Source organism: Terrimicrobium sacchariphilum, from assembly GCF_001613545.1.
GTDB classification, from domain to species: Bacteria; Verrucomicrobiota; Verrucomicrobiia; order Chthoniobacterales; family Terrimicrobiaceae; genus Terrimicrobium; species Terrimicrobium sacchariphilum.
Window position 1 is genome coordinate 136,247 of sequence record NZ_BDCO01000001.1, and the last position, 26,656, is coordinate 162,902.

Sequence of the window (26,656 nt, forward strand, 5' to 3'; positions counted from 1 at the left end):
GTGATTTAGGCCGAACGAGTCGCCGGGGAACGATCATTCCGCCCCCCGGCGTCCGTCCCTGCTCCCCTACTCGAAGCTGTCGACGAGTGAGAAAATCTCCAGTTGATCCTTCACTGCCGACAGGCTTGCCGCCTCGCTCAGCGTGATCGTGATCGTCCGTTCCTCGCCGGCATACAGATCGACAAAGTTGTCATCGGCGCGGAACTCGAGCGCTGGGAAGTTCACCTGCACCGCATGGTGAAAGGTCTTCGACGCCAGAGCGACTTCAAACTGTGTCTTGGACACCGCCTTCACCCTTGAGCGGATCGGCGAGCGCTTGAGGTTGAGATACCTCTGTGCCGTAAAGAATGCCGTACGACGAGCCACAGCACCGTCCTCGGTGACCAACTCGGCCTTCAGGTAGATTTCCGACGCACCGTATTTCGCCAACTCCTTGCGAGCATCCACCGTTTCCTGGAGCACCGACTGGCCATACTCCAGCACGAACTTGCGGGAGCCGGAGCGAAGGACCTTGCCATCGAGAGTCTCGATGCTCCAATTGAGCCGTGCCTTTTGCTGCGGAGCCAGCCCGTCGTAAACGGAGTGAATCTCCACTCCATGCACAGTACTGAGAGCGATGTTGTTTTTGCCGATGGACTCCGCGCCCAGCACCTTGAGGCTCAGGAGAGCCGGAGCGAAGAAGCGTCGGGACTCGTATTGCAACGCCTTCCAGCGCCCCTTGTACTCCAGACTGCTCCACGAGGCGACCGGCCAGCAGTCATTGAGTTGCCAGTAGAGTGCTCCCATCGTACGGGGCATGGAGCGACGGAAGTGCTCAATGCCTACTTTCATGCAATATGCCTGGTTGAGTTGGGAGAGGTAAGCCAGGGAGCGGTAATCCCTCGGGAACCGATAGAGCCGGGACACGTAGTCCATGATGATGAGGTTGCCCGCGCCGTTCTTCTGGTGATTCTCCATCACCGGCCCGAAGACATTCATGTCCTCCTCGCTGCAGTAGGTCTTTGCCACCTCCGGCGAGCTGTAGGATTGCATGCCAAACTCGGAGCAGAAGCGGAAGTTCTTCTCCTCATAGGTACTTACCGGTTTGCGCATGTGCCAGACGTCCCAGAAGTGGCAGTCGCCCGCCCGCTCGTTGTTGTGGCCTTTTTCGTACCCCTCCGGATTATGCGGTGAACACGGCCAATAGGTGGTGGTTCCATCGTATAGAGCCACGGCCTCGGGCAGGATGCGGTAAAAGACCGACTCGTAGGCTTTCTTCCTCGCCTTGGTGGCGACGATCTGGTCCGGCATCTGCTCGATCTCGTTGTTGCCGCACCACAGCGCGAGACAGGCGCGATGCGCAAGCCTCTGGACCTGATACGCTGCCTCGGCCTTCACGCTGGCGAGGAATGGCCTGTCGCCCGGGTACAGCGCGCAGGCAAACATGAAGTCCTGCCACACGAGGAGGCCCTTCTCGTCGCAGAGGTCATAAAAGTCCTCCTTCTCGTAGATGCCGCCGCCCCAGACGCGGATCATATTCATGTGGGCATCTGCGGCCGAGCTTAGAAGGTTGTCGTAATCCTCGCGGGTCACCCGGGCGACAAAGCTATCGGCGGGAATCCAGTTGGCTCCTTTGGCAAAGATGACACGCCCGTTCACGACGAACTGGAAGGACTCGCCAAATTCGTCCGGATGACGATCGAGTTCGATGGTGCGCAGCCCGATCTTTCGCTGCCAGGTGTCGATCACGCAGCCCGACTTGTCCAGCCAGCGAAGCTCGACCGTGTAGAGCGGCTGCTCCCCATGCCCATTGGGCCACCATAGCGCGGGGTCCTTGATGACGACCTCGGTGCCCTGAAACTCCGCGATCTTCTTGCCGTCGAGCGAGAGGGTTCCCGCGAGCTTACCGGCGGACCGTCGCTCCATGCGGGGGGTGAAGCTGAGCTTCACCTTGCCACGCGAATGCTCCTGGCGGATGCCCACCGAGCGAAAGCGATTTTCGCTCCAAGCCTCGAGATACACCGATTTCCACAACCCGGAGGAGGCAAAGCGCGGACCCCAGTCCCAGCCAAACGAGCGGGCTTCCTTTCGCAGAAGGGAGCTTCCGCCCACGGGATCGTTCCACTCGATGAGTTCCTCTCCCGTGAGACGATCCCGTATCTCCTTCAACGGGCTGCGAAATCTGACCTCGAGGACATTTTCCCCGTCGGCCTTGAGCAGCCGGGTCACGTCAAACCGGTAGCCAATGAACATATTGTCCACTCTGGCGAGCTCCTTCCCGTTGAAAACGATGGTCGCGACCGTGTCGATGCCCTCAAAGACGAGATCCACCCGCTCCTCGGCGAGTACCGCCTCGTCGATGGCAAAGGTCTTGCGATAGGTGAAATCGAGCTCCTCCAGGTGCTGGAGCGCCAGTTCGTTGCGCCCCCAGTACGGGTCGGGGATCAAGTCATGGCTCAGGAGGTCGGTATGTGCACATCCGGGTACCTGCGCGGCGAGCCAGCGACGGGATTGAGGATCGAGAAATTTCCAATCGGAGAGGAGAGGTTGTTGAAGCATGATAGCGAAAAACTATTCTTTCACTCCATATTCCCCATTTACATCCGCGCCTCCACTGCATTTGATATCAAAATCCTCTGAATGCTTGTGAAAAGCTCTACTCCCTACGAGCTCCTCGGCGTGGCCATGTACTACCAGCCGGAAGGCAGTGAGCCCGACTACGATGTCGTCACCGACGGCATCGAGCGAGTGGAGCTGGTCATCGGGGGCCGGGGATGGTTGCGCACTCCCGATGGGTATCTGGAAATCAAGCCCGGCCACCTGCTCTGGCACATCACCGGCGAGGAAACGATCTCCCGCAGCGACTGGAAGAACCCCTACTTCTGCCTCTCCCTCCACCTGCGCGTCGCCTCCGGCCACAGCCGCCCATGCCCGCGCATCTCCGTGTGGTCCGACCTGGAATCCGCCCGCGTCTTTTGCGACCAGGCCGTCCGGTGGAATGCGGATGAGACCGTGAGCCGCGACGGCCTCGTGCAGTTCATCATCGGCTCAATGCTGATCCAGGCCTCGCAAAGCGCCCGGCAGGAATCCGTCAAGGTTCCGATGCGGGTGAGCCGCGCGTTGCAGGCGATCGAGTATCGCCATTGCGAGAAGATCAGCGTGCCGCAGGTAGCCCGCGCTGCCGGGGTTTCCTGTTCCCATCTGCATGCCCTGTTCCGCGAATACTTCAATGCCTCCCCGCACGAAATGATCGTCAAGTACCGCCTGCGCTCCGCCCGCGAGCAACTCGCCGGCACGGATCGGTCAATCAAAGAAATCGCTCTGGGGTGCGGCTTCACCTCGGCGGCGGCTTTTTGTCATACCTTTCGATCCCGATCCGGAGAGACGCCTCTCGCCTATCGCAAGCGGCAACTCGGACGATAACGCGGCGTCGATTACGTATCATTCCTCATTTCCGCAGAATCTTCCTTTTACGTTATTACCCAAGAAGGAGTTCTTGCCGCTTGCCGCGGGAACGATCAATCCGGGGATTCGCACTCTTGTTCCGAAAACTTTTTCGCGCTCTATCAGGCAATACTTTGCCGCTATATGGGTACCGGCTGGAGGTTCGCACAACTGGTTTCTTCTGGCCAATGACAAAGAGATGATCTTATCTTTCAGGGAGTCTTAATTTTTACGCAAAGTTAAGATTAACTAATACAGGAGAAGAAGCTTGAAACCCTTCCCCCACCCCCCGTCATTCTCCCCTGACAAATTAGCATCCAGCTGGCAAACTGACGATGCCCTGCGATTTCTGGTCGACGCCATCCCAAACGCCGCCCTCCTCACCAACAAGGAAGGTGTCATTCTCCAGGCCAATGCCGAGAGCGAGCGTCTCCTGGGCTATCCCCAGGACGGGCTCAAGGGCTGTTCCGTGGATGCCCTCGTGCCGGAGCGCTACCGGAGCCAGCATCCGGCCTTCCGGGGAGAATATGCGCACAAGGCCGAGGCCCGGCCGATGGGGCACGGCCGCGAGCTTTACGCCCTGCGGCGCGATGGCACGGAGGTGCCGGTCGAGATCGGCCTGAATCCTATCAAAACCGCCGACGACCTGATGATCGTGGCGGTCATCGTCGACATCACCGAACGAAAAAAGTCGGAGGAGGCAATGCGCACCCTCAATGCCGACCTGGAGCAGCGAGTCCTGAGACGCACGGCCATGCTGCAGACGTTCCTGGAATCTCTGCCCGGCCTCTATGTGGTCCTGACGCCCACCTTTGACATCGTGGCAGCGAGCAATGCCTATCTCTCCGCGACGATGACAAAAAGAGAGGCCATCACGGGGAGGAACCTTTTTGACGTCTTTCCGGACAATCCCAATGAAGGCGGATCAACTGCGACGACGGAGCTGCGGCTGTCGCTCCATCATGTCCTCGAAAACGCCGAGGCGCACACGATGCCGATTGTGCGCTACGACATTCGTGACGACGCAGGCCGCTTTGAGGAGCGCTACTGGAGCCCCATCAATTCGCCAATTCTGGACGAAAACCGCCGCGTCCAGTTCATCATACACCGGGTCGAGGACGTCACGGCATTCATGCAGCAAAGGATGCGGCAGACGAGCAAAGCCGAGCTGACCCAGACTCAGCGCGAACAGATGGAAGCGGAGATTTTCGTCAGCTCACTCAAGGTCCAGGAGGTCAACCGCCAGCTCGAGGCGGCCAATAAGGAGCTGGAGGCGTTTTCCTATTCCGTCTCCCACGACCTGCGGGCGCCACTGCGAGCCATCGACGGCTTTTCCCTGGCGGTGGCGGAGGACTACGGCTCCCTGCTGCCCGAGGAGGGGCGCCGCTATCTGGAGATCATCCGGCAGGGTGCGCAACGGATGGGAACCCTGATCGACGACCTGCTCACCTTCTCCCGCCTGAGCCGCCGACCGCTCGCCGTGTCGCCGGTCGAGATGAACACACTGGTGCGCAATGTATTGGCTGAGCTCTCCGCCCAGCATGACCGCCGGATCGTGGAGATCCGCCAAGGCGACCTCCCGCCGGCCTCCGGCGATCTCGCCCTGCTGAAGCAGGTCTGGCTCAACCTTCTCTCCAATGCCTTCAAATACACGCGCCGGCGTAATCCTGCGATCATCGAGATCGGCGCGATATTGCAGGATGGCGAGACGGTGTATTTCGTGCGGGATAACGGGACGGGGTTTGATATGCGGTATGCGGACAAGCTTTTTGGGGTCTTTCAGCGCCTGCACCGGGCGGAGGATTACGAAGGCACCGGCGTTGGCCTCGCCATCGTGCAACGCGTCGTCCACCGCCACGGCGGGCGGGCCTGGGCAGATGCGAAGGAAGACCACGGAGCCACCTTTTATTTCACCCTGGGAGACCATTCATGAACAAAAGCGACATCGTGGAACTGCTGCTGGTTGAGGATAATCCTCAGGATCTCGAACTGACCCTGAGAGCCCTCAAAAAGGCGAATCTGGCCAACAACATCAGGGTCGCACGCGACGGAGCGGAGGCGCTGGAGTTCCTCTTCGGTAGCGAGGAGCACATGGAGCGCCGCATCGAGAATGGCCCCAGCATCATTCTCCTCGACCTGAAGCTGCCCAAGGTCGACGGGCTGGAAGTGCTCAAACGCATCAAGGCTGACCCGCGCACGCAGTCCATCCCCGTCATCATCCTGACCTCGTCAAAGGAACACACCGACGTGTCGGAATGCTACAAGCTCGGCGCCAACAGCTACATCGTGAAGCCAGTGGAATTTGAAGGCTTCGCCAACGCCGTGCGCGACCTCGGCTTTTATTGGCTCCTCCTGAACCAGTCACCCCGAATGGAAGTCTGAAATGACTCATCCTCTTCGCATCCTGATGGTCGAGGACAATCCCCTCGATGCCGAGCTGATCCTCCGCAACATGAAGGAAGCGGGATTCCTCGTCGAATCGCAGAGGGTGGAAAGCGAAAAGGACCTGCGGGCGGCCCTCCGGCATGATGTCGACATCGTCCTCTCGGACTATTGCCTTCCGCAACTAGACGGCATGCGGGCCCTGACCATCGTCAAGGAAACCCGCCCGGACCTCCCGTTTATCATTCTCTCCGGAACGATCGGCGAAGAGACCGCGGTCGAGGCCATCAAGCGAGGAGCCAGCGACTACCTGCTGAAAGACCGCCTCGCGCGGCTGGGACCAGCCATCACCCACGCGATCGAGCAATGCCGGACCACCCTCGAGCGCAAGCGTATCGAGGATCAGCTCCGATGGCGCACGGCTTTCTTTGAGGCCATGGTAAACTCGTCGCTCGATGGCATGCTGGTCGTCCAGACCGACGGAACCAAGATCCTGCAAAACGCCCGCTTCAATGAGCTGATGGGCATCCCTCAGGAGATTATCGACAATCCCGACGACCAGGCGCAGCTCGCCTTTGTCATCAGCCGGATGAAAGAACCCGGGCCTTTTGCCGAGCGGGTCGCCTTCCTCTATTCGCACCCGGCGGAGATCTCGCGAGACATCGTGGAGCTCGTCGACGGCACGATCCTCGACCGTCACACCGAGCCGGTGCGCAATGCCGAGGGCGAAATCTATGGACGGGTGTGGGTATTCCGGGACGTCACGGAAGAGCGTAGACGCGAGTCCGAGATGGCAGCTGCGCTCGCCCGGGAAAAGGACATGCTCCGAGCCGCCCAGGCGGGTAATCGCGCGAAGAACGAGTTTCTCGCGGTAATCAGCCACGAGATCCGGACGCCGATGAACAGTATCCTCGGGTTTTCCGATCTGCTGGCCAGGATGCCGGAGTTGCCCTCCACCTGCGTGGACCATGTGAAAACGATCTCCTCCAGTGCGGAGAGCCTCCTGCGCATCCTCGATGATGTGCTGGACTTCAGCCGCAGCGAGGCTGGCGAGATGAAAATCGAAAATACTTTCTTCTCTCCGCGAGAACTCATGCAGGACGTGCACACCTTCCTCCAGCCCCTTGCGGAAGAGAAACATCTCTCGTTCCTTCTCGACATCAGGGAGCCCGTGCCTGCCACTCTTTGGAATGACGCCGGCCGCCTGCGTCAGGTCCTCATCAACCTCGTACGCAATGCGCTCAAGTTCACTTCATCAGGATCGGTTTTGCTAGGATTTCAGTCCGGATCGGACCAGGGAAAACCCTGGATCGAATACTTCGTTTGCGACACTGGCATCGGAATCCCGGAAGAGAAACAGTCTCTGATCTTCGAACCCTTTACCCAGGTGGACTACAGCACTTCGCGCCTGCACGGGGGTACCGGCCTCGGGCTGGCCATCTCCCGGCGATTGGTCGAACTCATGTCGGGTACACTGACACTCGAGAGCACCTCGGGAGCCGGCTCGATTTTCCGCGTGCGTTTTCCCGATACAAGCGTCCCGAAGATGACCATCCGTCCTGTGGAAGCGATCACCGATCAGGATCTCAACGAATCCTTTGCCTCGGAACATCCGCTCAACATTCTCCTCGTGGAGGATGACCTGGTGAATCTCAAACTCCTCCGCGCGATCCTCACCAAGCTCGGGTACACTCCCTTTGTAGCGCACGATGGGGTGGATGCGGTGAAGATCTTCTCCGAGCAGCACCTTGACTGCATCCTCATGGATTTGCAGATGCCACGAAAGGATGGCCTCCAGGCGACATCGGAGATTCGCCAGATGGAAACTGCCGCCCACGTTGGGCATCGCGCCTTCATTTCCGCACTCACCGCCAATATTGTCGAGGAGACCCGGAGCCAGTGCTTCGAAGTGGGAATGGATGCTTACCTGAACAAACCCGTGCGGCGCACCCTTTTGGCCGGCACGCTATTGCAAGCTTGGAACAATAGACAATGTCCGGTCGTCAATCCCTTGCAGCATAACGGACGACTGCGAAGGTGAGCTGACAAACGGCGCACTCCTCATCAGGAAACCGCAATCGCATCTGCCTCGATCTCAAAAAGCAGGTCAGGTCGGCAGATATCGGCCTGAAAGCAGACCATCGAAAAATCCGGCAATGCCCGTTCCCGCGCGATTTTCTGGAACACCGGAAGGTGCTCGTTCTTGTGCTTGAAATAGGCAATGGATCGGGAAACATCCGCCCAGGAAAATTGCTGCTTCTTCAAGATTGCCTCCATCACGTCGAGGCTCAATTGGATCTGCCTCTCGATATCGCCGACATGAATCGTTAACCCGCCCGGCTCGATCGAGGCGGTACCCGACACATAAAGTTCGCGGAACTCTGGATGCCTCACCTCCACCGCCCGGCTGAATGAACTGCCATAGTCCTCCGCCGAGCATTGCAATGGCGAGGAATGCCGGTGCAAGGTCAACCCCGGCCCCTTGGGTTTCACAGCAAGAAGGCTGCCGACAATCGCCGCTCCGCGCGTATTCCCTGCCCCGATCCCTGTACTGGCGGGAACGATACGGTCAAAGACTCCTCGCTCCTCGTAAAAGCGGGTGCGCACTTCGTTCAAGGTGTCGTACCAGTCCAGCACATTACTCGGATACAGCCAGGTGCGGATGCAATCTGTAAAAACGAAGCCATGTGCTTCGAGAACTCGCTCGAAGACTTCATATAGCTGCCGACACTGCACTCCCGGCCTTGCCGCGAGGTCCATCGGATACAAGTCGCCAACCTGACAATATCTCGCCAGGTCATCTTCCCAAACCACGCCATTGATCCGCCCTTCAAAGCAAACCGGAGCGGCACTTGCCCCGTTGACTTCGAAAAACTGAAAAGAAACTGGCGAATTCTCATCAGCCAGAGTCACTCCGTGCTGCTGAGGCAGTAACCGAATGGCTCCCTCAGGCAACTCCCCTCTCGCGGGGCCAAAGACATACTGCATGGCTCGACGATCCCGCCCCATCTCCGCGGGTAACGAGCCCCGGATGTCTTCAGCAAGGCCATTCCCGGTGGCAACACGCACTCTGTTGCCAGACGACTCCAGCAAGGTCTCCCGCCAGGAGCGCCCATGAGAACGTTGCAGCAATGAGACAGTTTTAGGAACAGACATAGACAGCCCTTTCAGATTCGCTCGTAGCGCCTCTCCGGTCAATGTTGTTGGAGGTTCCCCCCTGCCAAGGCTATCGGGATGTCTCCTCGTATTCACCTGCCACCATCACGCGTAATGCTCGTCCAAGCTCCACTTTAGCAATGAAAAACAGAAGCGAGTCACGAGCAACTATCGAGAGATCACCTGAACCTTCGTGTCGGGTTCCGACGCCTACCCGATATTACTCCGCAGGATAAAAATACCCAACCGCGGCTAGGTAGCCGGAGAGGATGGTCTCCGGGTTTCGATGGCCTCTGCGAGAACCTGGTCCAATTGCGCCGGCGTCAGCGGTTTTAGCAGGTGATGCCGGTATCCTGCCGATAGACTCCGCGAGTGGTCCGACTTGCTGCCAAATCCACTCATGGCCACGGCAAAGATGGGATGGGGCAGCGTCGTTTTCTCCAGCAAGTCCCATCCCGTGCCGTCGGGGAGGCCGATATCGGAGATCAGGACATCGCATTGCGAGTCAGGCAATACTTTCATGGCCTCCGCCAGACAGGTCGCAGTGAGCACGGTATGCCCGAGGTCTTCCAGGTAAAAGGTCAGGCACTCCAGGGTATCCGGATGATTCTCAACGAGGAGGACTCTCAGCTTTTTTTCGGACGCCGCTTTTCCTTTCATTGGATACACATAACAAAAGGAACGTCTGGAAGCCATACGTTCACGCCATACCTGTGCTCACCGAGCACGCGAGTTACTCGACATCCTCGAACATCTTATCCTGCACGGAAGTTAATCCTCTCCCTGTAGCCGACCGCTTCAGCGACTTTCTTGACCAAGCGCGTGCTCCCGCGAAGCAGGTAACAGGCAAAGCGCATGCAGGAAGCCCGTCGGCGTGAGGCCAGCTTAAAGCCGAAAAAGAAAGAGTGGAGCGGGTAGCGGGAATCGAACCCGCATGGCCTGCTTGGAAGGCAGGAACTTTACCATTAAGCTATACCCGCGATGGGTCAGGCAGTATCTCGATCGAGGAGGCTGCCGTCAACGGGAATTTATCCGATAGTTGGCAGAAGATTGGAGCCGATTGCCCGATCGATGGAAAGGTGACCGCCGCCGAGGAAAAGCAAGGCCAGGCCCGAGGATAGGATAGTCAGCGGGAGCTGGACGTTTTCAAAGGTCGTCCCACCATGAACGTAAAAAATGGCCGCCCCCATGAGAATCACTACCAGCAGACCGCCCAGGCGAGTGAGAAGACCAAAGAACAGAAGCACCACAACGAGGAGCTCTGCAATGATGGCTGCCGAGATCAGGATAACGGGAACATTCACGCCCTCGGCGGAGGTCCAGGCATGGACCGTGGCCATCCACCCCTCCCCTCCGAACCAGCCGAACGCTTTTTGACCGCCCTGATAGAGGAATATCGCCACCAAGGCCATCCGGAGAAAAAACGGGCCAAAACTCGGCGGAGTCCGAAAGAAAAGATACACCGGATTGCTCGACACGCGGGGACGCTAGCAAACCCGGGAGCAAGGAGGAAAGGAAAACTGTTTGGCTCCGGGCATGGTGGCCGTCTAGGGTGTGCGCCCATGTCCGGCCGCAAATCTCTCCCACCGCCGCTCCTGGCCTACACGGCTCCGTTCGTCGTGTTCCTGTTGTTCCTCGCCATGGAGCAGGGAATTTCATCGCTCGGGGCAGAGTCCGGCCAATGGTGGCTGGCGACTCCAAAGTACTGGGTCTTCCCACTCCAGACTCTGGTTTGCGGCGGGATATTGCTTTATTTCTGGCGGCATTACCAGTTTGGCCCGCTGGCCCCGGGTTGGATCGGCGTTCTCGGCGGGCTGGTGATTCTCGGCCTCTGGATCGCCCCGCAGGCGGTCCTCGGCTTTGCTCCTCGGACGACGGGCGGGTTTGACCCCTACACGTTAGGTGCGGAGGGAACCACGCCCCTCTTAATGATCGCTGCCCGGTTCGCCCGCCTCGTGATCGTGGTCCCGCTGGTGGAAGAGATTTTCTGGCGAGGCTTCCTTATGCGCTACCTGATCAAGGAGGACTTTCAGAAAGTCCCCTTCGGCGCGTACTCCCACCTGTCATTTTTTGGCGTTGCGGGGTTGTTTATGCTGGTGCACAGCCAGGCCGACTGGCCCGCGGCGTTTCTCTCCGGTATCATTTTCAACGCCATTGCCGTGAAGACGAAGAGCCTGTTTGCCTGTATAGTGGCCCATGCCGTGGCTAATCTCGGCCTCGGGATGTACATCATGACAACGCGACAGTGGGGATTCTGGTAGAAACATGAAGATCGGCTTTGCCCAGCTCAATACGACCGTCGGCGACTTCGCCGGGAATTGTGAACGCATCCTCTCGGCCTACAAGAAGCTGGCCTCGGAGGGCGCTGATATCATCCTGACGCCGGAACTCTCAATCACCGGCTATCCGCCGCAGGACCTGCTCTTCAAATCGCAGTTCGTTCCCCGCAATCTCGAGGCCCTCGCGGAGTTGCAAAAGGCCGTGACGCGAGCTGCGCTGGTGGTCGGTTTTGTCGATCTCAACACTTCCAGCCATGGGAAGCCGTTTCGCAATGCCGCCGCTGTGCTCCAGCCAGGCATCCAGCCCGCCATCGTCCACAAGACCTTGCTGCCGACCTACGATGTGTTTGACGAGGCCCGGTATTTTGAACCCGCCGTCCACCACTCTCCTGTTGAGATCCGGGGCGAGAGCTTTGGCGTCACGATCTGCGAGGATATCTGGACCGGGGAATACCTCCCCCGCCCACTCTACGCGAATGATCCCGTGCGGGAACTGACGGCGGCAGGAGTGGCGGCCATCCTCAATCTCAGCGCCTCGCCCTTTGCCCTCGGCAAACCCCGCCAGCGGACAGCGATGATCGAGGAACTCGCCCGCAAATACGAAATCCCCTTTTACTACTGCAATGCCGTCGGGGGGAATGACCAGCTCGTCTTTGATGGCAACTCGCTGGCTGTCTCCGCGAGCGGAAAGACATTCTGGCGCGGCGCATCTTTCACCGAGGAGCTCAGCGTGATCGACGAGAACGACCTCCAGGAGGGCCTGAAGCCCGCTCGCTCCGACATGGCCGACCTTTACGACGCCCTCGTCCTCGGCCTGCGGGACTACATGGGGAAATGCGGGTTCAAGTCCTGTGTCCTGGGGTTGAGCGGCGGCATCGACTCCGCCCTCACTGCTGTCCTAGCCGCGGAAGCGGTCGGCCGCAGCAATGTCCTGGGAGTTGCCATGCCGACGCAATACTCGTCCCAGCACAGCGTGGGCGATGCCGAGCTCCTCGCCCGCAATCTCGGCATTCGTTACCTGAAAATCCCGATCCAGGAGAGTTTTCAGGCCTTCCTCGGCCAGATGAATCCGGTCTTTGAAGGGCTGAAGGAGGATACGACAGAGGAAAACATGCAGGCCCGCCTGCGAGGCCTCACCCTCATGTCGCTTTCCAACAAGTTCGGCAGCCTGCTCCTGACCACGGGCAACAAGAGCGAGCTGGCCGTAGGGTATTGCACCCTCTACGGGGACATGTGCGGAGGATTGGCCGTGATCTCCGATGTCCCCAAGACAGTCGTTTACGAACTCTCCGAGTACATCAATCGCAATGGCGACATCATCCCCCGCAACACGATCGTCAAACCTCCCAGCGCCGAGCTGCGCCCGGACCAAAAGGATCAGGATACACTCCCGCCCTATGATCTGCTCGATTCCATACTCTCCCTTTACGTGGAGGAAAATCTCTCCGGCGCAGACATCATCCAGAAAGGATTCGATGCCGATACGGTGCGGTGGATCATTCGCCGGGTGGACCTCAATGAGTACAAACGCGAGCAGGCGGCCCCGGGATTGAAGGTCACCGGCCGCGCCTTTGGGATGGGTCGACGCATGCCGATTGCCCAGAAGTTTGTGGCCTGAATGAGAAAATTCCCCTGTCTGCCTCTCGGGGAAATAACTGCCCCCTAGGCTTTATCGCGGCTCTATGCTATTGGTCAGGCTTGCCTTCCAAATGAAAAAACACGGCCTTGTGTGGCTCATCGCAGCATCTGCTGCATTCGTAACTTCTGGAGCTCCGGCGACCGAACGCGGCAACTCCGACCTCGTTTTCCAGGGAAAATCCATCGACCAGATGGTCGTCGAGTACATGCGGGAAAAGAAAATCCCGGGCCTCTCCGTGGCCATAGTACAGGCTCCGTACATCACGCGTGTCACCGGCTACGGATATTCCGATACGGGCCGCAAGCTCCTCAGCGCCTCCCGGACCTTGTTTCAGATCGGGCAGATGGCCGAGGCCTACACAGCGGTAGCCGTGCTCCAACTGGTCGAGGACGGCAAGGTCAAGCTGGATGATCCCATCGAGCAGCACGTCCCCCTCACCCCGGCACCATGGCACGGCGTGACGGTCCGCCAGTTGCTTCAGCATCAATCCGGCCTGCCTGACTACACAAAGGCCACTCCGAAAAACCCGGGAGATCCGCCGGCCCAGATGTTCCAGGCAGTCGCCGAGCAGGGACCTCTTTTCCCTCCCGGTTCCCAATACGCACCGAGCGCCACGGATTACCTGCTCCTTCAGCTTCTCATCGAGACAGCGAGCGGACAGAGTTACGAGAGTTTCGTTCGCGCCCGCCAGTTTGACCGGCTGGGACTCAAGGAAACCTTCTTCGCCGGAGAAATCCCCCAGTTACCCCGTGACCTGCCTGAGGGCGGCGAGAAGCCGAAAAAATTTCTCCAGGAGGCTGTCTTCATCAATCCTGTGGAACCCGCCACCGGCTACCGGGACGATGACCTGAAACCTGTCCCCCTTTCCGACGCCCTCTTTCGCTCCGCCATTTACGCCTCGGCCTCCGATATCAGCTTCTGGGACATCGCACTGGCTGGTGACCTGATGCTGAAAAATGCCGACCTCAAGAAGCTCGTCTTCACCCCGGCCAGCATCAAGACAGACATCCCGACCTCCGGCCCATGGCGCTTTCCGGGGCGTCCCGGTCTCATGATTGCCTCGGGTAGCGCAGATGGATTCTCGTCCGTGCTCTGCCGCTTCACCGACCCCAAGGACCTGCTTTGCGTGACCGTCCTCGCCAACCGCGAGGGCATCGACCTTGAGCCGCTCGCCCTGCAAATCGCTGGTGCTTACGATCCCTCGCTCGGTCCCAAGCCAAAAGCCACCCCCGCCGCCACGCCCACTCCTGCACCCGCAACCTCGCCCACTCCAGCCCCGAAACCGACGACAACGCCTGTCCCGAAGCCCTCATCGACTCCGACTGCCACCCCGTAAGGCGAAAGCCCGGGTTGACCGGAGGTCGCAGGTGCGTTAAGTCGCACGGAAAACCGCACTCTGCCTTCATGCCTCGATCGCCTCTACCCTGCCTCGCCATACTCGGCTGCGTCATCACCCTGACGGGAGCACCACTGGCCGCGCAACAGGTCATCGTGCCTGAGGACCCGATCTCGGAGGCTCCCATCGCCTTGCAGGAGATGCGCGCTGGATACCCTCGACTCTCCAAGGCCACTCCCGACCAATTGCAAGAGTATCTGGACCGCGTCGACAAACTGCAAAAAGCGGCGGAAGCTTACGCGCAGACCGGCAAATCGCTCCAAGCCTCCCTATATTACAGTCAGGCCCTGGAGGGTATCTCAAAGCTGTCGACGTCACGCCCGCAATGGAAGCCCGAGGAAATGCAGCAGCAAAAGAGCGTGATCCAATCCGCAATTGCAGCGTTGCCTCCGACCACGCCATCGAGTGCGGATGAAACAGCCACGATCGCCCTGCTGGCCGATCAGGTGAGCGATGGTAAGCTTGCCCTCTCCTGGAGCTTGCATGCGGTGAATCTCTCCGCCGATGAAGCCGCCCGGCACCTCGATGTCTCGGTGAGCTACGACTCCCTGCCCGCCAAGCAGCGCAAGGCCCGCCTGCTGGCCAATCAGGTGTCGCCAGATCCGTCCGGGGAAAGTGGCCGGTTTGCCGTTCGACAGGAGTTCGCCTGCCCCGCAGGAGTGACCAAGGCTTCAATACGCGCCGATTTCTTCGACCAGGACCTCTTCACAGAGTCCAGGGCCCTCGTGCGCGGCACCGAGGAAGCATCCAACAGGCAGACTCCGAAATCCGCCGACTAAAAAAAAGACGGCGGCACATCGCGAGATGCACCGCCGTTTCAAATCAAGTCCCGCTCAGGAAGCGGCGGCGAGATAACTCACCGCCTTCTCCGAGGAAAACCGGGAGCGAACGCTCAGGAGATCAGCTTAGCATCGAGCGTGATCGTCGCATTGAGGAGCTTCGAGATCGGGCAGTTTGCCTTGGCGAACGCCGCGAGCTCGTCAAATTTCTCCGCGTCGATGCCCGGCACTTCTGCCTCGAGAGAAAGATGCACCTTGGTCACGGCCCACGCGCTCTTGACCTGCTCGAGGATGACCTCGGCAGTGGTATTGAGCGCCTTCGGCGTGAAACCTGCGTTGCCGAGGAAAAGGCTCAGCGCCATCGTGAAACATCCGGCGTGAGCAGCCGCGATCAACTCCTCGGGATTGGTTCCCGAGCCATTCTCGAAACGAGCCTTGAACGAGTAAGGCGTCTGATCGAGCACCTTGCTCTTCGTTGTGATGGTTCCCTTGCCATCGTTGAGGTTACCTTCCCAGTGTGCAGAGGCGGTATTTGTGATCATCGTCGTTCGTGTAATTTGGATGCAACCAAGGAGCCCGGTTGCGAGTCCTCTACATTGCCGCGAGACCGCCCGGCGATCAAGCCCAACCGATTTTTCGCAAGCCGTGTAAAATTTTCGCAAAAAAGAATTGGAAAATCCGCGGAAGCAGACATATTTACCGTCCCTCGCGCAAGGAGTCTTAGCTCAATCGGTTAGAGCGCTGCCCTGTCACGGCAGAGGTTGCGGGTTCGAGCCCCGTAGACTCCGCCACTCACTCGAGTGGCGGATTTCCCTCAGAAGTCCTTTATTTATCAGCCTTTCCGGTCGACTGGTGGTTTTCTCGTGGATGCAAAATCCACGTGTTTCATGCAAAACGTTTGTTACCTTTTGTTACCTCTGCCTGGGAGCAATTTCGAGGCCTCCATTTCCCTGATCACCCTCTCCCGGTGAGCAACCAGGGTTGGCATCGGCATCTGTAGGGCCTAAACGAGCTATCTCCGCCAGACGCTCAATTTTGATGGCTTCCCTGGCAACGGCTCAAAGATCCCTCCGGATCGCCCCAAAGTGAAAAACCGGCTCCCCCTTGCCCAAGGTCGAGGAAAAGGTTCCCGGGGCGTTCCGGCACCTTTCCGCCGACAGCATCACCTCGAAAATCAATCGACTCACGCCAGCCTGAGCCCTGCGGATCGCAGCACGCCCCAGCCACAGACAGTCCCAAATACACCCCCCGATGGTCTTTCCAACACGCCTGACCGGGTGATGCGTTCGATTATTTCCCAAAGCGCACGCGTGAGCACAACAGATAACGAGTGTTCCAAAGAGATCGGTGAGATCGCTTTCATTCTCATCATTTCGATGTGTGTCCAGACATTGAAATTTCGAAAGAGAAGCGACCCCAAACCTTCGAGGGTCATGCTGGCGGAACCAGAGGGTCAGCCACGCGCCAAGGCTTCCAGCAGAGGCGGACACGTCCGAATGTATCCCCCTGCAAAAGCCAATGTCTTTAGGGGTCCGCGCAGGATGCGGCAATACAAGCAGAGCTGAAGAACAGAAATCTTGAAGGCCCGATTTTCTTATCGCTCGTTTTCAGGCTTCCTCGTCCGAAACACCACTTCGAAACCGCAAAGAACTCCAGAAAGCTAAAAGACTCCGCCCCGAACAGGCATACCAAAAAGCCCGATCTCAACAACCTCGAGATGGGACTCAATGACGCATTGAACGCCATCGAGGCATGGGGAGACAACTGTCAGGTCTGCTCAGTCCAAAAGACAAAAATCTACGTGGAAGGCCTAGAGCTCCACTATCCGAGGTGACAATATCGACTATTCCCGACGGCTGATGAAGCCGAAAACCGAACCCCGCATTTCCCCAGGAATCCCAAAAATGATAGCGGGACGGCGACTTCTGCATGAAGTTGTCAGAAAACGATGAGAGAGCGAGGACTAGACGATCCTGTGGCAAGCAAAACGTGATGCTCCAGTCACCACGACTCAACATATCTCCGATCAGGCGGTATGTTGTTCGTTTTCTTCGGATCCTGCTTACTTGGATCGGTCCATACAGCGTACATCGACCTAACTTTTGCCTTGCCGTTCGTCCCTGCATTTTGGATGTCGCTGGAGTAGTTCGTGTCGTAGGCGATCTGGTACGGCCCTCCCCACGGATCGAGAAACGCGCCATTCGTATACCCTCCCTTACCGGATTTGTAGTACGGAACCTCGATGAAAATGATCCTTCTGGCGTTCGTTCCCATGAGTGCATCGAGCAACGCGCCTCTCACCTCGGTGAAGCTGTTGGTTCCCCATGGACCAACGCCGTACTCGGTTTCGTAGGCTCGACACGCGGTAGCGATCTGCACCGCGTCATTTCGAGCCTGCGCCTTCCTTGCAGCTGTAATGGCTGATCCAACCGCCGGGAAAAGGAGAGCCATCAGGATACCTATGATCGCGATGACGATCAGGAGTTCTATGAGCGTAAAGGCTTTCGAGCGCATATCAGTTTCCGGCGATTACCGGCATTACCCAACCACGCGAAGTGAGAACTGGCTCCCCCTGCCCTGCTGCAGATATCGTGGCAAGAGCCTGTTTTGCCTCGGCCTCAGGAAGCTTTCCGGCCGCAACCTGGGCGGAAAGAAACTCGGAGAACGTCTTGGAGGTCGTTCCAATCCCGCTGCCTAATTTGTACTTTTGGAGAAGCGGGGCGAGGACCTCGATCTGGACATCCGTAGCGGCCTGCAGATCATGGATCTTTTGTTCTCGCGAGTCGGTGTAGGACCGGAGAGAGAAAAACGCACCCAGGGCGATTACCGAGGCAACCAGAACGAGCGCGAGGGGTACTGGGAGTTTCATTTGGTTTTCTGAACCGTGATCAGGCACGAGAAAAAACTCCAGAAAAATCGTATACTGCTATAGGATTTTAGCGATGCATCTAGCGTATAGTTACGTAATGGCCGGTCGTAAAGGCGCGAAGGCTGGAGAGCGTAAAAACCTCTTCGGAGCCAAGCTCAAGGCATTTCGCCTTGCGCAGGGCATCGCTTTGCGCGACATGGCTGCCCGCCTGGAGGCCAAAGGCTGGGAGGTATCTGAGGGTACCTGGGGCCATGTAGAAGCAGGCCGACGCGTTCTGAGCGACATCGAGTTGGCCCTCGCTCTCAAAGTCCTTCGCAGGAAGTTCCGGGATCTAGACTAGAGCAGTCCCGATATAGAAAGCACCGGAACGACCCGCGCCAGGGCAAACACCGCAGTACCGCGACTCCGTCGACAATCACTCCGAGAAAGCCGAACCGTCTGTCAGAAGCACGCAGAAGTGCTGCGAACAGATAACCAGCGGGGATCCAGACAAGGGCGCGTGTGATTGCCACCCTCCCCATGTCGACTTACACAAGGATCTCACCCTCGGCTGTGATCCGAAATTTCTCCATACCAGCAGCCAAGTCTGCCTTTTTGAATAGTCGGAGCTTTCCGAGATGGTAATGGAGTACCCAGCCCTTGCTGACGCAGGCGTGATATTGTCGGCCCGGAGAAGCTACCGCTCTAGCTTGGCAAGCTCCTTGGCGGTGTCCCTCGGGTACCTGTAGTTGCGCCAGATGTGGAGGGGCACAGGATACCGAGGATTGCCAGGATCTAGGAGAGTGGAACAGTTCATGCCGGTGACGTCGAGATTGACTGCAAAATGCGCTGACAACACCCGTGACCTCCTCCAGCCACCTGCAGGCGTATAAAGTTTATGCAGTCTGACGCGTGACGAAGCCTCATCGCATGGTCGTTCTGGATTCTCTCCCGAGGCCACAATGCAGAATCAGTTCATGCCTCGCAGGAAGTCAGGACCTTCATCCCCCTTTCCTGTACCGCCCTCACCAAAAGGACGTATCCCATTGATACCTGATTCCGGCCTATGGAGCGAAGGTGAAACGGATTGCCTCTCTTGAAATTTGAAATTGAGTTCGATTCAAGAGTCGGAGTAGAAGCCTCTTATGCGCTTGATGGTCTGTTCTCGTGAGAGTGTGGAGAACTACCATGGCCATCCCGTTTCCCACTTCGTCAGTCTGATTGATCCTGGAGAAAAAGACCCCTCAATCCCGCCGCCGTCGGTGGAAAAGGACTTGTCCCTGGCATTCAGCGACCTGGACGACATCGAGGTCACATTGCCGCGGTTCAAGCGCTACCAACCGCCGGAACGGGAGCACATTGAGGAGTTGGTGGGTTTCGGGCGTGAAATGAGCGATCTTTCGGAATGGGGGTTGCTGTTAAACTGCGAGGCCGGCATCAGCCGCTCTCCTGCGGCAGCCATTATTATTCTGACCGCGGCCGGATATCGTCCGCAAACGGCGTTTGGCCTCGTTCGCCGGGTGCAGCCCGAGATGCTGCCCAATCGCCGCATGCTGCGTCTTTCCGATGAGGTCCTGGACACGGGCGGCGCCCTTCATCGCATGGCGGAGATTCACCGCCAGAAAGCTTTCCTCCGCGCGGGTTACGAAGACCCGACGCTCGTCCGGCAACGGGAAGCGCAACTGGAAGCACAGCAGTCCTGGTGGAAACGCTGGATGCGGTCCGTGGCTCGCCGATTGCGTCGGGAAAATCGCAAGGTGCCGGGTCCGAAATAAACTCGGGCGCACGACATCTCAGCTCACCGTCGCCGATGTTGAGGCGTCGTCTGCGCTCTCGTGGTCGCCTGAGGCAGGCTCTATATGCACGACGGTGTCGATGACCCTAGGGACTTCGTTCTGAACTCGATTTTTTACGAGATGCCCGATGCGGTGCCCTTCCCAAACACTGAGGTCTCCATCAATCCAGACGTGGAGTTCGATAAACATGCCGATACCGCTCTTGCGGATGCGACATTTCTCGATTTTGCGCACGCCGTCCACCTGCGCTGCGATGGATCGCATTTCGTTAATCAGGTCTTCCGAGACGTTCCCGTCCAGCACGTCATGGAGCGCGTTTTTCGCGATGATGGTCCCATTCACGATGATGATGCCGCAGGCCAGCAATGCTGCGTAATCGTCCGCAGATTCCCAGCCGGGGCCACCGATTAAGGCAACAGCGATACCGATGGCCGCCGCTCCCGAGGTAATTGCGTCGGAGAGATGATGCCAGGCGTCCCCTTCCAGCGCACGGCTATCCACCTGCTTGTTCACTTTCTGAATGACCCGGGAAAGGGTCCATTTGGCAATGACCACGCCGAAAAGAACCGGCAGCGTAAACCACGCAGGAGCATGGTGAGGCGTCAAAATCTCCAGTACGGAGTGCCATCCGATCACGACAGCCGCTATCAAAAGAGCGGCACCCGAAAAGAATCCGGCGAGAGACTCTATCTTGCCATGTCCGTAAGGGTGATCCTCATCGGCTGGACGAAGGGACAGCTGAAACCCTGCCCAGGTGATAATCGACGACAGGATGTCTCCGGCAGACTCAATGCCATCAGCAATCATGGCGTAGGAATTGCCGATGATGCCGACGGATATCTTTACCGCCATCAGGACGATGTTGACGCAAAGAGTCAACATGCCGAGGGCGAGGGTCTTACCTGTATCGATCATAGCTGGATTGGCTCGCAAAGGAGCTGCGCCCCATTACCGATTTTCCATCATTCTGTCAACGAAGGCCGCACAGAAGGTCCCCAGGCCAGAACAATCGCAAAGGAAAGACGGGACGCGGTGGCTGGCAGGACTGCAAGGAACGGACCTGGGCATCGGAATCCCAGTCACATATTTGCGCATCGCCATCCACCACGTCTCTCCCGACTTTGCCTGCCGCCCTAGCCGCGCAGGACGTTCTCGACCTTTAGTTTCATGGTGCCTCCCGGCATCGTCCACTCAAAGACGTCGCCGCGGCGAAATCCCAGCATTGCGGTGCCGAGCGGCGCGAGAATCGAAATACGTCCCTCGCTCACGTCGGCCTCCTGCGGCAACACGAGCGTGTAGTCGAGCACATCGCCCGACTCCAACTCCACCAGGCGAGCCCGGCGTCGCAGGGTAATGACATCGGGCGCAATCTCCGCCTCCGGCAATATATCTGCCCGAAGCAACTCGCTGAGCAGGGCGCCCTGCCGCGTCTTTTCATCGTTCGTTTCGCCCGGATTGCGGGCGAGGAGTTCCATCAAGGTGTTGTAGTCGTTTTGAGTGACTTGGATCGTGTTCATGGATGTTGTGGTGTTGTTGAGGGAAAAGGCGCGGAAAAGGCGTCGAGGCGGATGCATTCGTGACCATCGGCATGCCTCCAGACCGCCTCGCGTTTCGCGGTATTCAGCAGGATGTGGCACGGAAATTCGCCATCAGGGTTGAATCCGGCATTAAAAATCACGGTGGCGCCGCGTCGGTCCCACCAGCATCCGCCCGGCTCCCATGGGGCGCTCCGCATATGGCCTGTCAGCAGGAAATCCGGGTGATAGGAAAGCGCAGCCGAGTCCTCCTGCAAATTCGCCCCGGCACCTACGCCAACCGCCGCTCCAGCAGGTGGTTCATGCTCCATAACCAGCCAGCGACATCGCGTCTGCCGCCGCCAGCGATCCGGCATTTCAAACCAATGCTTGTTTTGACTTCTCCATGGGAGAGCAGTGATGGCCACATCGTCATGGCACCGCGTGCCGGACTGCGATTTCAGCCAATACCATCGCGCGCCCAGGAGATCCTGCTCCCCTTCAGAAGCATAAAAGCCCACGCGCGCCTGGCCGATACGCCATGCGGCGAACTCAGCAGCCTCGCGCTGAGCATCGATGTTACCAAGGCACGGGTCCACGAGATCCCCAGCGACACAGATCGCATCGACGCGCGGCGCGCAACGAACAAGCCATTCGTACCAATGTTGTTTTCCCAGCAAATCGCTGGTCAGTAGCAGAGTCATTTTCAATACCTGTGGATGAAACCGGCAGAGAGCGCACACAGGTGTGTGCGCGAGAGGAAGGTCCCCCAAGGAACCATTCAAGACTGGAGACGAGCGGGCTGATCCTGGAGCAAGCGCCTCACAAAAAGAGGCACACCGGACGCCCGCCTACGACATGAAGACGAGGCAGAGAAAACCTCGCGAGCGCTTGGGATGGCGCATCGCCGCATCCAGGCACACTTCTCCCCCGACGGGGGCAAACGAGGACGAAGATAGTGAGCTCATGGTGACCTCATAATCATCCCCTCTGTTTGAAAAAAATCAACCCCCTTCCGATATTTCAAGGTACAGCTTCCCCCGACCGTCGTGGCGCGAAGTTCATCGCCCTTATTTCGCGCCCGCTGCGTTGATATATTTATATCGACGTATTTTTCTTTTTACACCTGCCATCCAAACGCTTTTCCTTGGCGCATGCGCAGAGCTTTTATCGCCCTTGTGTCCGCCATCTCGGTGTTTTTGTCTCCAAGTCTCACTATCGCATCCGAGAACGGACCATCTCCGGGCAATGGAATGATCCTGACGCCCCGACCAGGCCCCACCCCTCGCTTAAACGGGCCGAGCGTGTTTGGAGTCCGTCCGGGTTCGCCGGTGCTTTATACGATCCCCGCTACGGGTGAACGACCCATTGCCTTCTCCGCCGACAATCTGCCCCCCGGTCTCGCCCTCGACGCTTCGAATGGTTTCATCACCGGTACCCTCAAGGAAAAAGGAGAATATCGGCTCACCCTGCATGCGACAAACCGCCTCGGCAGCGCACGTAAGGCTTTTCGTATCATCGTGGGGGATACGATCGCCCTTACTCCGCCGATGGGATGGAATAGCTGGAACTGCTGGGGGGCATCAGTGAGCCAGGAAAAGGTACTGAGTTCCGCTCGTGCTCTCGTGGAAAAGGGCCTGCGCGATCACGGGTGGAGCTACATAAATATCGACGATGGCTGGCAGGGAAAACGCGGTGGCGTATTCAACGGCATTCAAGCCAATCCAAAATTTCCCGATATCAGCGAACTCGCCGATGATATTCACAGGATGGGGTTGCGGTTTGGGATTTACTCCACACCGTGGAATGTCACCTATGCCGGTCACATCGGTTCGTATGCAGACCATGAAGATGGCAGCTACACGTGGATCTCCAGCGGACAGCATAACGAGAACTTTAAAATCAACCGCAACGGCAACAAGCCTGACGATGTCGGAAAGAAGGAAGAGATCGATGGCTCCCATTCCTTTGTCCTCAACGATGTCTCACAATGGGCGGCTTGGGGAGTGGATTTCCTGAAGTACGACTGGCACGTGATCGATGTTCCCCGGGTGAAAGAAATGCACGATGCGTTGGCCGCCGCATCCCGCGATATCGTTTACAGCCTGTCGAATAGCGCACCTGTGGAGGAGGCGGCAAATTTTGCCCGCTATTCCAATCTCTGGCGCACCACGGGTGACATCGAGGACTCATGGAAAAGCATGAGTACGATCGGATTCAATCAGGATCAGTGGGCTCCCTACTCCGGGCCCGGTCATTGGAACGATCCCGACATGCTGATCGTGGGACATGTGGGATGGGGCAATCCCCATCCCACCACGTTGACTCCCGACGAACAGTATACGCACATCTCCCTATGGTCCTTGCTGGCGGCTCCCCTGCTGATCGGCTGCGACCTCTCGGCGCTGGATGATTTTACCCTCAGCCTCCTGACCAATGACGAAGTGATCGAGGTCAACCAGGACCCGCTCGGCAAACAGGGAATCTGCGTCGCCAAGGACGGGGACCTCCGCGTTTATGTCAAGCCGTTGGAAGACGGCTCCCTGGCGGTCGGCCTTTTCAATCTCGGAGCGCAAAACGCCGAGGTCACGGCGTCATGGGCCGATCTCAAAATCTCGGGCAGGCAGCGCGTGCGGAATCTCTGGACGCAAAAGGACATCGGGACGTACGAGGACAGTTTTCGCTCTTCCGTCGCCTCCCATGGCGTCGTGTTCCTCCGCCTTTTCCCGGAGGAGTGAGTTCGATCAAGGGACCTGCCGGGCGGGAGTATTTTCTTCCACCCGTTTGATGAAGCCCGGGATAAGCAGGCAGGCGCCATTGACGACCCCGCCATGATCGAGCCCTCCCATCTCGTAAAGCTCGACGAAAGGATGGCCCAGGTTGCGCAGGCTCACGGCTAGGAGATCATTCTCCTCCACGCGATTCTTATACTCGATCCTCCGGTCGCCCAGAATGAGACAGATCGGCGGCAGGTCTTTGGATGCGTAATAAAGCGGAGCATACTCATCAATGATCGGGCGTAGCTCGGGCTGCGTATCGCCCCGCACCTTTTTCACCTGGAAATGCGTCGAGACCTGCCCGCTGACCGGGATGATGCCGGCGAGCTGCCGATTGGAAAGCCCAAGCGCCGCGAGCCAGCGCGGGTCCATGCCGATCATGGCCGCTAGATACCCGCCCGCAGAATGCCCGGCGATGAAGACCTTCTTCGGATCGCCGCCCCTCGCCTCGATGTTTTTCAAGACCCACGCGGTGGCTGCCGCTGCGTCCTGAAGGATTTCATCCGGGGTAGCCTTGGGGGAAAGCCGGTAGCCCACGGCAGCTGTCGCGATACCCTTTTCCTGGAGAAGCTTGGGAATCTCCCGCTCGCCGCCAGTCAGTCCGCCGCCGTGAAACCAGATCACCGTCGCAAAACCCGGCTTATTGGTTGGGTATACGAGATCCAGGACGCAGGTTTCCTTCTGGTACGCATCGGCCTTTTCCAGCCGGGCAGATTCATAATAGGACAGGGCTGCCTCCGTGCGATACTCCTCCGCGCCCAGGTCGGCATGGATTGCGAACAGCGCCAGGGAGAAACAAAGTAGGGCCTTCATGGAGGGATTCATTCCTAGCAAAACAGCCTGCTGCACCCAGCCAAATATCGGAATAACGTAAAAATCAGAAAACGGGCGGCGAATTCAGATTGCGGACTGGAAAGCCTGGGGGGTATTACCTGCCCATGTCCAAGATCACCAAAATCGCGGCGGCGATCGCCGGAGTTATTCTCGGCGGCTTATTCATCATGGCGGCTGTGGTCGTCTTGCTTAATCTCGTAAAGGACGGCCCCGTTCCGGCAGAGGGCACTCCCGCCGCGGCATTCATGGCCGCCTTTATCCCGACGGGGTACATGACGTTCGTGAAAATCTTCGAACTCCTCGGTGGTCTGTTGGTCATCGTTCCGAAGACCCGCAACTTTGGCCTTCTCATTCTCGGCCCGATCCTGGTGAACATCCTCGCCTTTCACGTCTTTATCGAAAAGGGAGCAGGACTCCTCGACCCGATGCTGATCCTTATCGTGGTGTGCGCGGCCTTCCTGCTTTGGGTTGAGCGCAAGGCCTTCCTTTCCCTGCTGAAATAGCGACCTACACCAGCTGGTAGAGATGTACCGGCTTGGGCTGGCCCTTGAGCTCGACCAGGCCGAGATCGACCGCACCAGCCACATCGGGACCGCACTGCTCCGCCACAGCGTCGGACACCAATAGCTGGGCGCGGAATTGCTTCGTGGCCTGCTCGATCCGCGCGGCGACATTCACCGTGTCGCCGATGACTGTGTATTCCTTGCGCTGCTCGGAGCCGACGTTGCCGGTGATCGCGACTCCAACGTGCAGTCCGATGCCGAGCCGGGTCGGCGGGATCTCGCCCGCCGCCACCAGCCGGTCGGTGGAGGAAAGAATCTCGCGGGCGCAGGCCACGGCGTTACGGGCCAGCTTGAGATCTTCGCTCGGCGCGCCAAAGACAGCCATGAATCCATCGCCGAGGAACTTGTTCACGATGCCTCCGTGATCGTTGACGACCTGGATCATGGGCCCGAAAAGCTGATTCAGATATTCCACGATCTCACCTGGAAGTTTGGCGGCGGCGAGGTTGCTGAAGTCGCGAATGTCAACAAACATCACGCACACCTGACGCTCCTCGCCCGTAAGCTCCACCGACTGGTGCAGGAGACGGTCGGCCACGCTCGGCGAAACATGCTGGCCAAAGATGCTCACGGCGCGATCGCGCTCCCTGGCGACCTTGAGAGACTCGCCAAGCTGCTTGCGCAGCCGGTGACCGACGTAACCAGCGGCAAGGCCCGTCAGCACGATGAGAATCCCTTTCATCCCATAGTGCGGAAACGAAACGAGCACCGCCGTGCTGGGCGTCGCCTCCAGGCCATGCACCGCAAAAAAGGCTGCGACATTAAACCCGATAGCCGCCGTGATACCGCTGACGAGGCTCAACCGCAGGCTGAGACTCAGAGCCGACAGCGCCAGATAGGGGAAATAAATATATGGCGCCGGACCCGCCATGCCATTAAGCGGCCCGACAAAGACGATCAGAAAGGCGAGCACTGCCGTGAAAAACAGCGGCTCGATGACCGCATTCACCACGCGGACCCAGTAAACCGGCTCGTACCCTTTGCGAATCAGCTGGGTGAGCCAGCCAAAGGACGTGCATTCGTAAAGAAACATGACCGTCAGCATTCCGATGCCAAACGGGAGGCTGGCCCGCACCTTTTCCCGGAGTTCCGGCTGCATCACTACCGGGCCAAATACCGACCACAGCAAGGCGGCGATCAGCAGCACGATCAGCACAGCCAGCACGCCGACGCGCTGCCTCTCACTTTTGACCACGCCAAAAGCAAGTGAACCGCCCAGCGAGTCGTCCGTTCCGCCAGCGCTGTCAAGAGGTCGACTGAGATTCATGGC

Annotated in this window: 25 protein-coding genes and 2 tRNA genes; 14 read left to right on the forward strand and 13 right to left on the reverse strand. The window is 58.4% G+C overall.

The window, feature by feature from the left end; genetic code table 11:
* Positions 1–66: 66 nt before the first annotated feature.
* Entirely contained in the window at positions 67–2,538 is a 2,472-nt protein-coding gene (locus tag TSACC_RS00480) for a beta-mannosidase (RefSeq protein ID WP_075077440.1), read from the reverse strand.
* A gap of 87 nt (positions 2,539–2,625) precedes the next feature.
* Between TSACC_RS00480 and TSACC_RS00485 the strand changes: the two genes are divergently transcribed.
* From TSACC_RS00485 to TSACC_RS00505, 4 genes are all read left to right on the forward strand, one after another.
* Positions 2,626–3,402 (forward strand): helix-turn-helix transcriptional regulator, encoded by a 777-nt coding sequence (locus TSACC_RS00485; protein WP_169809488.1) that lies wholly within the window; start codon positions 2,626–2,628, stop codon positions 3,400–3,402.
* A gap of 289 nt (positions 3,403–3,691) precedes the next feature.
* Complete coding sequence (locus TSACC_RS00495) at positions 3,692–5,356, forward strand: PAS domain-containing sensor histidine kinase (protein WP_084400079.1); 1,665 nt, start codon at positions 3,692–3,694, stop codon at positions 5,354–5,356.
* Positions 5,353–5,805, forward strand: a complete 453-nt coding sequence (locus TSACC_RS00500) for a response regulator (protein ID WP_075077442.1) — start codon at positions 5,353–5,355, stop codon at positions 5,803–5,805. The genes TSACC_RS00495 and TSACC_RS00500 overlap by 4 nt, the downstream gene beginning before the upstream one ends.
* A gap of 1 nt (position 5,806) precedes the next feature.
* Positions 5,807–7,846, forward strand: a complete 2,040-nt coding sequence (locus tag TSACC_RS00505) for a response regulator (RefSeq protein ID WP_075077443.1) — start codon at positions 5,807–5,809, stop codon at positions 7,844–7,846.
* A gap of 23 nt (positions 7,847–7,869) precedes the next feature.
* Here the strand turns inward: TSACC_RS00505 and TSACC_RS00510 are convergent, their stop codons facing one another.
* From TSACC_RS00510 to TSACC_RS00525, 4 genes are all read right to left on the reverse strand, one after another.
* Positions 7,870–8,961: a Rid family hydrolase gene (locus TSACC_RS00510; protein ID WP_075077444.1), complete on the reverse strand. Its 1,092-nt coding sequence runs from the start codon at positions 8,959–8,961 to the stop codon at positions 7,870–7,872.
* Between the two features lie 252 nt (positions 8,962–9,213).
* The gene (locus tag TSACC_RS00515; protein WP_075077445.1) at positions 9,214–9,621 is read right to left on the reverse strand and encodes a response regulator; all 408 of its coding nucleotides are present in this window, start codon (positions 9,619–9,621) and stop codon (positions 9,214–9,216) included.
* A gap of 246 nt (positions 9,622–9,867) precedes the next feature.
* Positions 9,868–9,941, reverse strand: a tRNA-Gly gene (locus TSACC_RS00520).
* Positions 9,942–9,989: 48 nt separating this feature from the next.
* Positions 9,990–10,439 (reverse strand): DoxX family protein, encoded by a 450-nt coding sequence (locus TSACC_RS00525; protein ID WP_169809489.1) that lies wholly within the window; start codon positions 10,437–10,439, stop codon positions 9,990–9,992.
* A gap of 84 nt (positions 10,440–10,523) precedes the next feature.
* On the opposite strand from TSACC_RS00525, the gene TSACC_RS21135 reads away from it, so the two are divergent.
* From TSACC_RS21135 to TSACC_RS00545, 4 genes are all read left to right on the forward strand, one after another.
* Positions 10,524–11,222, forward strand: a complete 699-nt coding sequence (locus tag TSACC_RS21135) for a CAAX prenyl protease-related protein (RefSeq protein WP_075077447.1) — start codon at positions 10,524–10,526, stop codon at positions 11,220–11,222.
* Positions 11,223–11,226: 4 nt separating this feature from the next.
* A complete protein-coding gene (locus tag TSACC_RS00535; protein WP_075077448.1) occupies positions 11,227–12,858 on the forward strand; it encodes an NAD+ synthase in 1,632 nt (543 codons plus the stop codon).
* Positions 12,859–12,949: 91 nt separating this feature from the next.
* The gene (locus TSACC_RS00540; protein ID WP_169809490.1) at positions 12,950–14,215 is read left to right on the forward strand and encodes a serine hydrolase domain-containing protein; all 1,266 of its coding nucleotides are present in this window, start codon (positions 12,950–12,952) and stop codon (positions 14,213–14,215) included.
* Positions 14,216–14,283: 68 nt separating this feature from the next.
* Entirely contained in the window at positions 14,284–15,054 is a 771-nt protein-coding gene (locus tag TSACC_RS00545; RefSeq protein WP_075077450.1) for a hypothetical protein, read from the forward strand.
* Positions 15,055–15,167: 113 nt separating this feature from the next.
* On the opposite strand, the gene TSACC_RS00550 is transcribed toward TSACC_RS00545, so the two are convergent.
* Positions 15,168–15,596, reverse strand: coding sequence for an OsmC family protein (locus TSACC_RS00550; protein WP_075077451.1), 429 nt, complete (start codon positions 15,594–15,596; stop codon positions 15,168–15,170).
* 172 nt (positions 15,597–15,768) lie between these two features.
* On the opposite strand from TSACC_RS00550, the gene TSACC_RS00555 reads away from it, so the two are divergent.
* Positions 15,769–15,845, forward strand: a tRNA-Asp gene (locus TSACC_RS00555).
* 758 nt (positions 15,846–16,603) lie between these two features.
* Positions 16,604–16,888 (forward strand): RusA family crossover junction endodeoxyribonuclease, encoded by a 285-nt coding sequence (locus tag TSACC_RS22645; protein WP_084400082.1) that lies wholly within the window; start codon positions 16,604–16,606, stop codon positions 16,886–16,888.
* A gap of 167 nt (positions 16,889–17,055) precedes the next feature.
* On the opposite strand, the gene TSACC_RS00565 is transcribed toward TSACC_RS22645, so the two are convergent.
* Positions 17,056–17,568, reverse strand: a complete 513-nt coding sequence (locus TSACC_RS00565) for a prepilin-type N-terminal cleavage/methylation domain-containing protein (RefSeq protein WP_075077452.1) — start codon at positions 17,566–17,568, stop codon at positions 17,056–17,058.
* Between the two features lies 1 nt (position 17,569).
* Positions 17,570–17,923 carry a hypothetical protein gene (locus TSACC_RS00570; RefSeq protein ID WP_075077453.1) on the reverse strand — a complete coding sequence of 118 codons (354 nt, stop codon included), beginning with the start codon at positions 17,921–17,923 and terminating at the stop codon, positions 17,570–17,572.
* Between the two features lie 97 nt (positions 17,924–18,020).
* On the opposite strand from TSACC_RS00570, the gene TSACC_RS00575 reads away from it, so the two are divergent.
* Together TSACC_RS00575 and TSACC_RS00580 are read left to right on the forward strand one after the other, a co-directional pair.
* A complete protein-coding gene (locus TSACC_RS00575) occupies positions 18,021–18,263 on the forward strand; it encodes a helix-turn-helix domain-containing protein (protein WP_169809491.1) in 243 nt (80 codons plus the stop codon).
* A 793-nt stretch (positions 18,264–19,056) separates the two neighbouring features.
* Positions 19,057–19,677 carry a hypothetical protein gene (locus tag TSACC_RS00580; protein ID WP_153811182.1) on the forward strand — a complete coding sequence of 207 codons (621 nt, stop codon included), beginning with the start codon at positions 19,057–19,059 and terminating at the stop codon, positions 19,675–19,677.
* Positions 19,678–19,695: 18 nt separating this feature from the next.
* Here the strand turns inward: TSACC_RS00580 and TSACC_RS00585 are convergent, their stop codons facing one another.
* From TSACC_RS00585 to TSACC_RS21560, 3 genes are all read right to left on the reverse strand, one after another.
* A complete protein-coding gene (locus TSACC_RS00585; RefSeq protein WP_075077456.1) occupies positions 19,696–20,613 on the reverse strand; it encodes a cation diffusion facilitator family transporter in 918 nt (305 codons plus the stop codon).
* Positions 20,614–20,831: 218 nt separating this feature from the next.
* Positions 20,832–21,215 carry a GreA/GreB family elongation factor gene (locus TSACC_RS00590; RefSeq protein ID WP_075077501.1) on the reverse strand — a complete coding sequence of 128 codons (384 nt, stop codon included), beginning with the start codon at positions 21,213–21,215 and terminating at the stop codon, positions 20,832–20,834.
* Complete coding sequence (locus TSACC_RS21560) at positions 21,212–21,916, reverse strand: hypothetical protein (RefSeq protein WP_153811183.1); 705 nt, start codon at positions 21,914–21,916, stop codon at positions 21,212–21,214. The genes TSACC_RS00590 and TSACC_RS21560 overlap by 4 nt, the downstream gene beginning before the upstream one ends.
* A 600-nt stretch (positions 21,917–22,516) precedes the next feature.
* On the opposite strand from TSACC_RS21560, the gene TSACC_RS00600 reads away from it, so the two are divergent.
* Positions 22,517–23,950, forward strand: a complete 1,434-nt coding sequence (locus tag TSACC_RS00600; protein WP_202815877.1) for a putative Ig domain-containing protein — start codon at positions 22,517–22,519, stop codon at positions 23,948–23,950.
* A gap of 6 nt (positions 23,951–23,956) precedes the next feature.
* Here the strand turns inward: TSACC_RS00600 and TSACC_RS00605 are convergent, their stop codons facing one another.
* Complete coding sequence (locus TSACC_RS00605; protein ID WP_202815878.1) at positions 23,957–24,802, reverse strand: alpha/beta hydrolase; 846 nt, start codon at positions 24,800–24,802, stop codon at positions 23,957–23,959.
* 125 nt (positions 24,803–24,927) lie between these two features.
* Between TSACC_RS00605 and TSACC_RS00610 the strand changes: the two genes are divergently transcribed.
* Complete coding sequence (locus TSACC_RS00610; protein ID WP_075077460.1) at positions 24,928–25,326, forward strand: hypothetical protein; 399 nt, start codon at positions 24,928–24,930, stop codon at positions 25,324–25,326.
* Positions 25,327–25,330: 4 nt separating this feature from the next.
* Here the strand turns inward: TSACC_RS00610 and TSACC_RS00615 are convergent, their stop codons facing one another.
* Positions 25,331–26,653, reverse strand: coding sequence for an adenylate/guanylate cyclase domain-containing protein (locus TSACC_RS00615; RefSeq protein ID WP_075077461.1), 1,323 nt, complete (start codon positions 26,651–26,653; stop codon positions 25,331–25,333).
* Positions 26,654–26,656 lie beyond the last annotated feature (3 nt).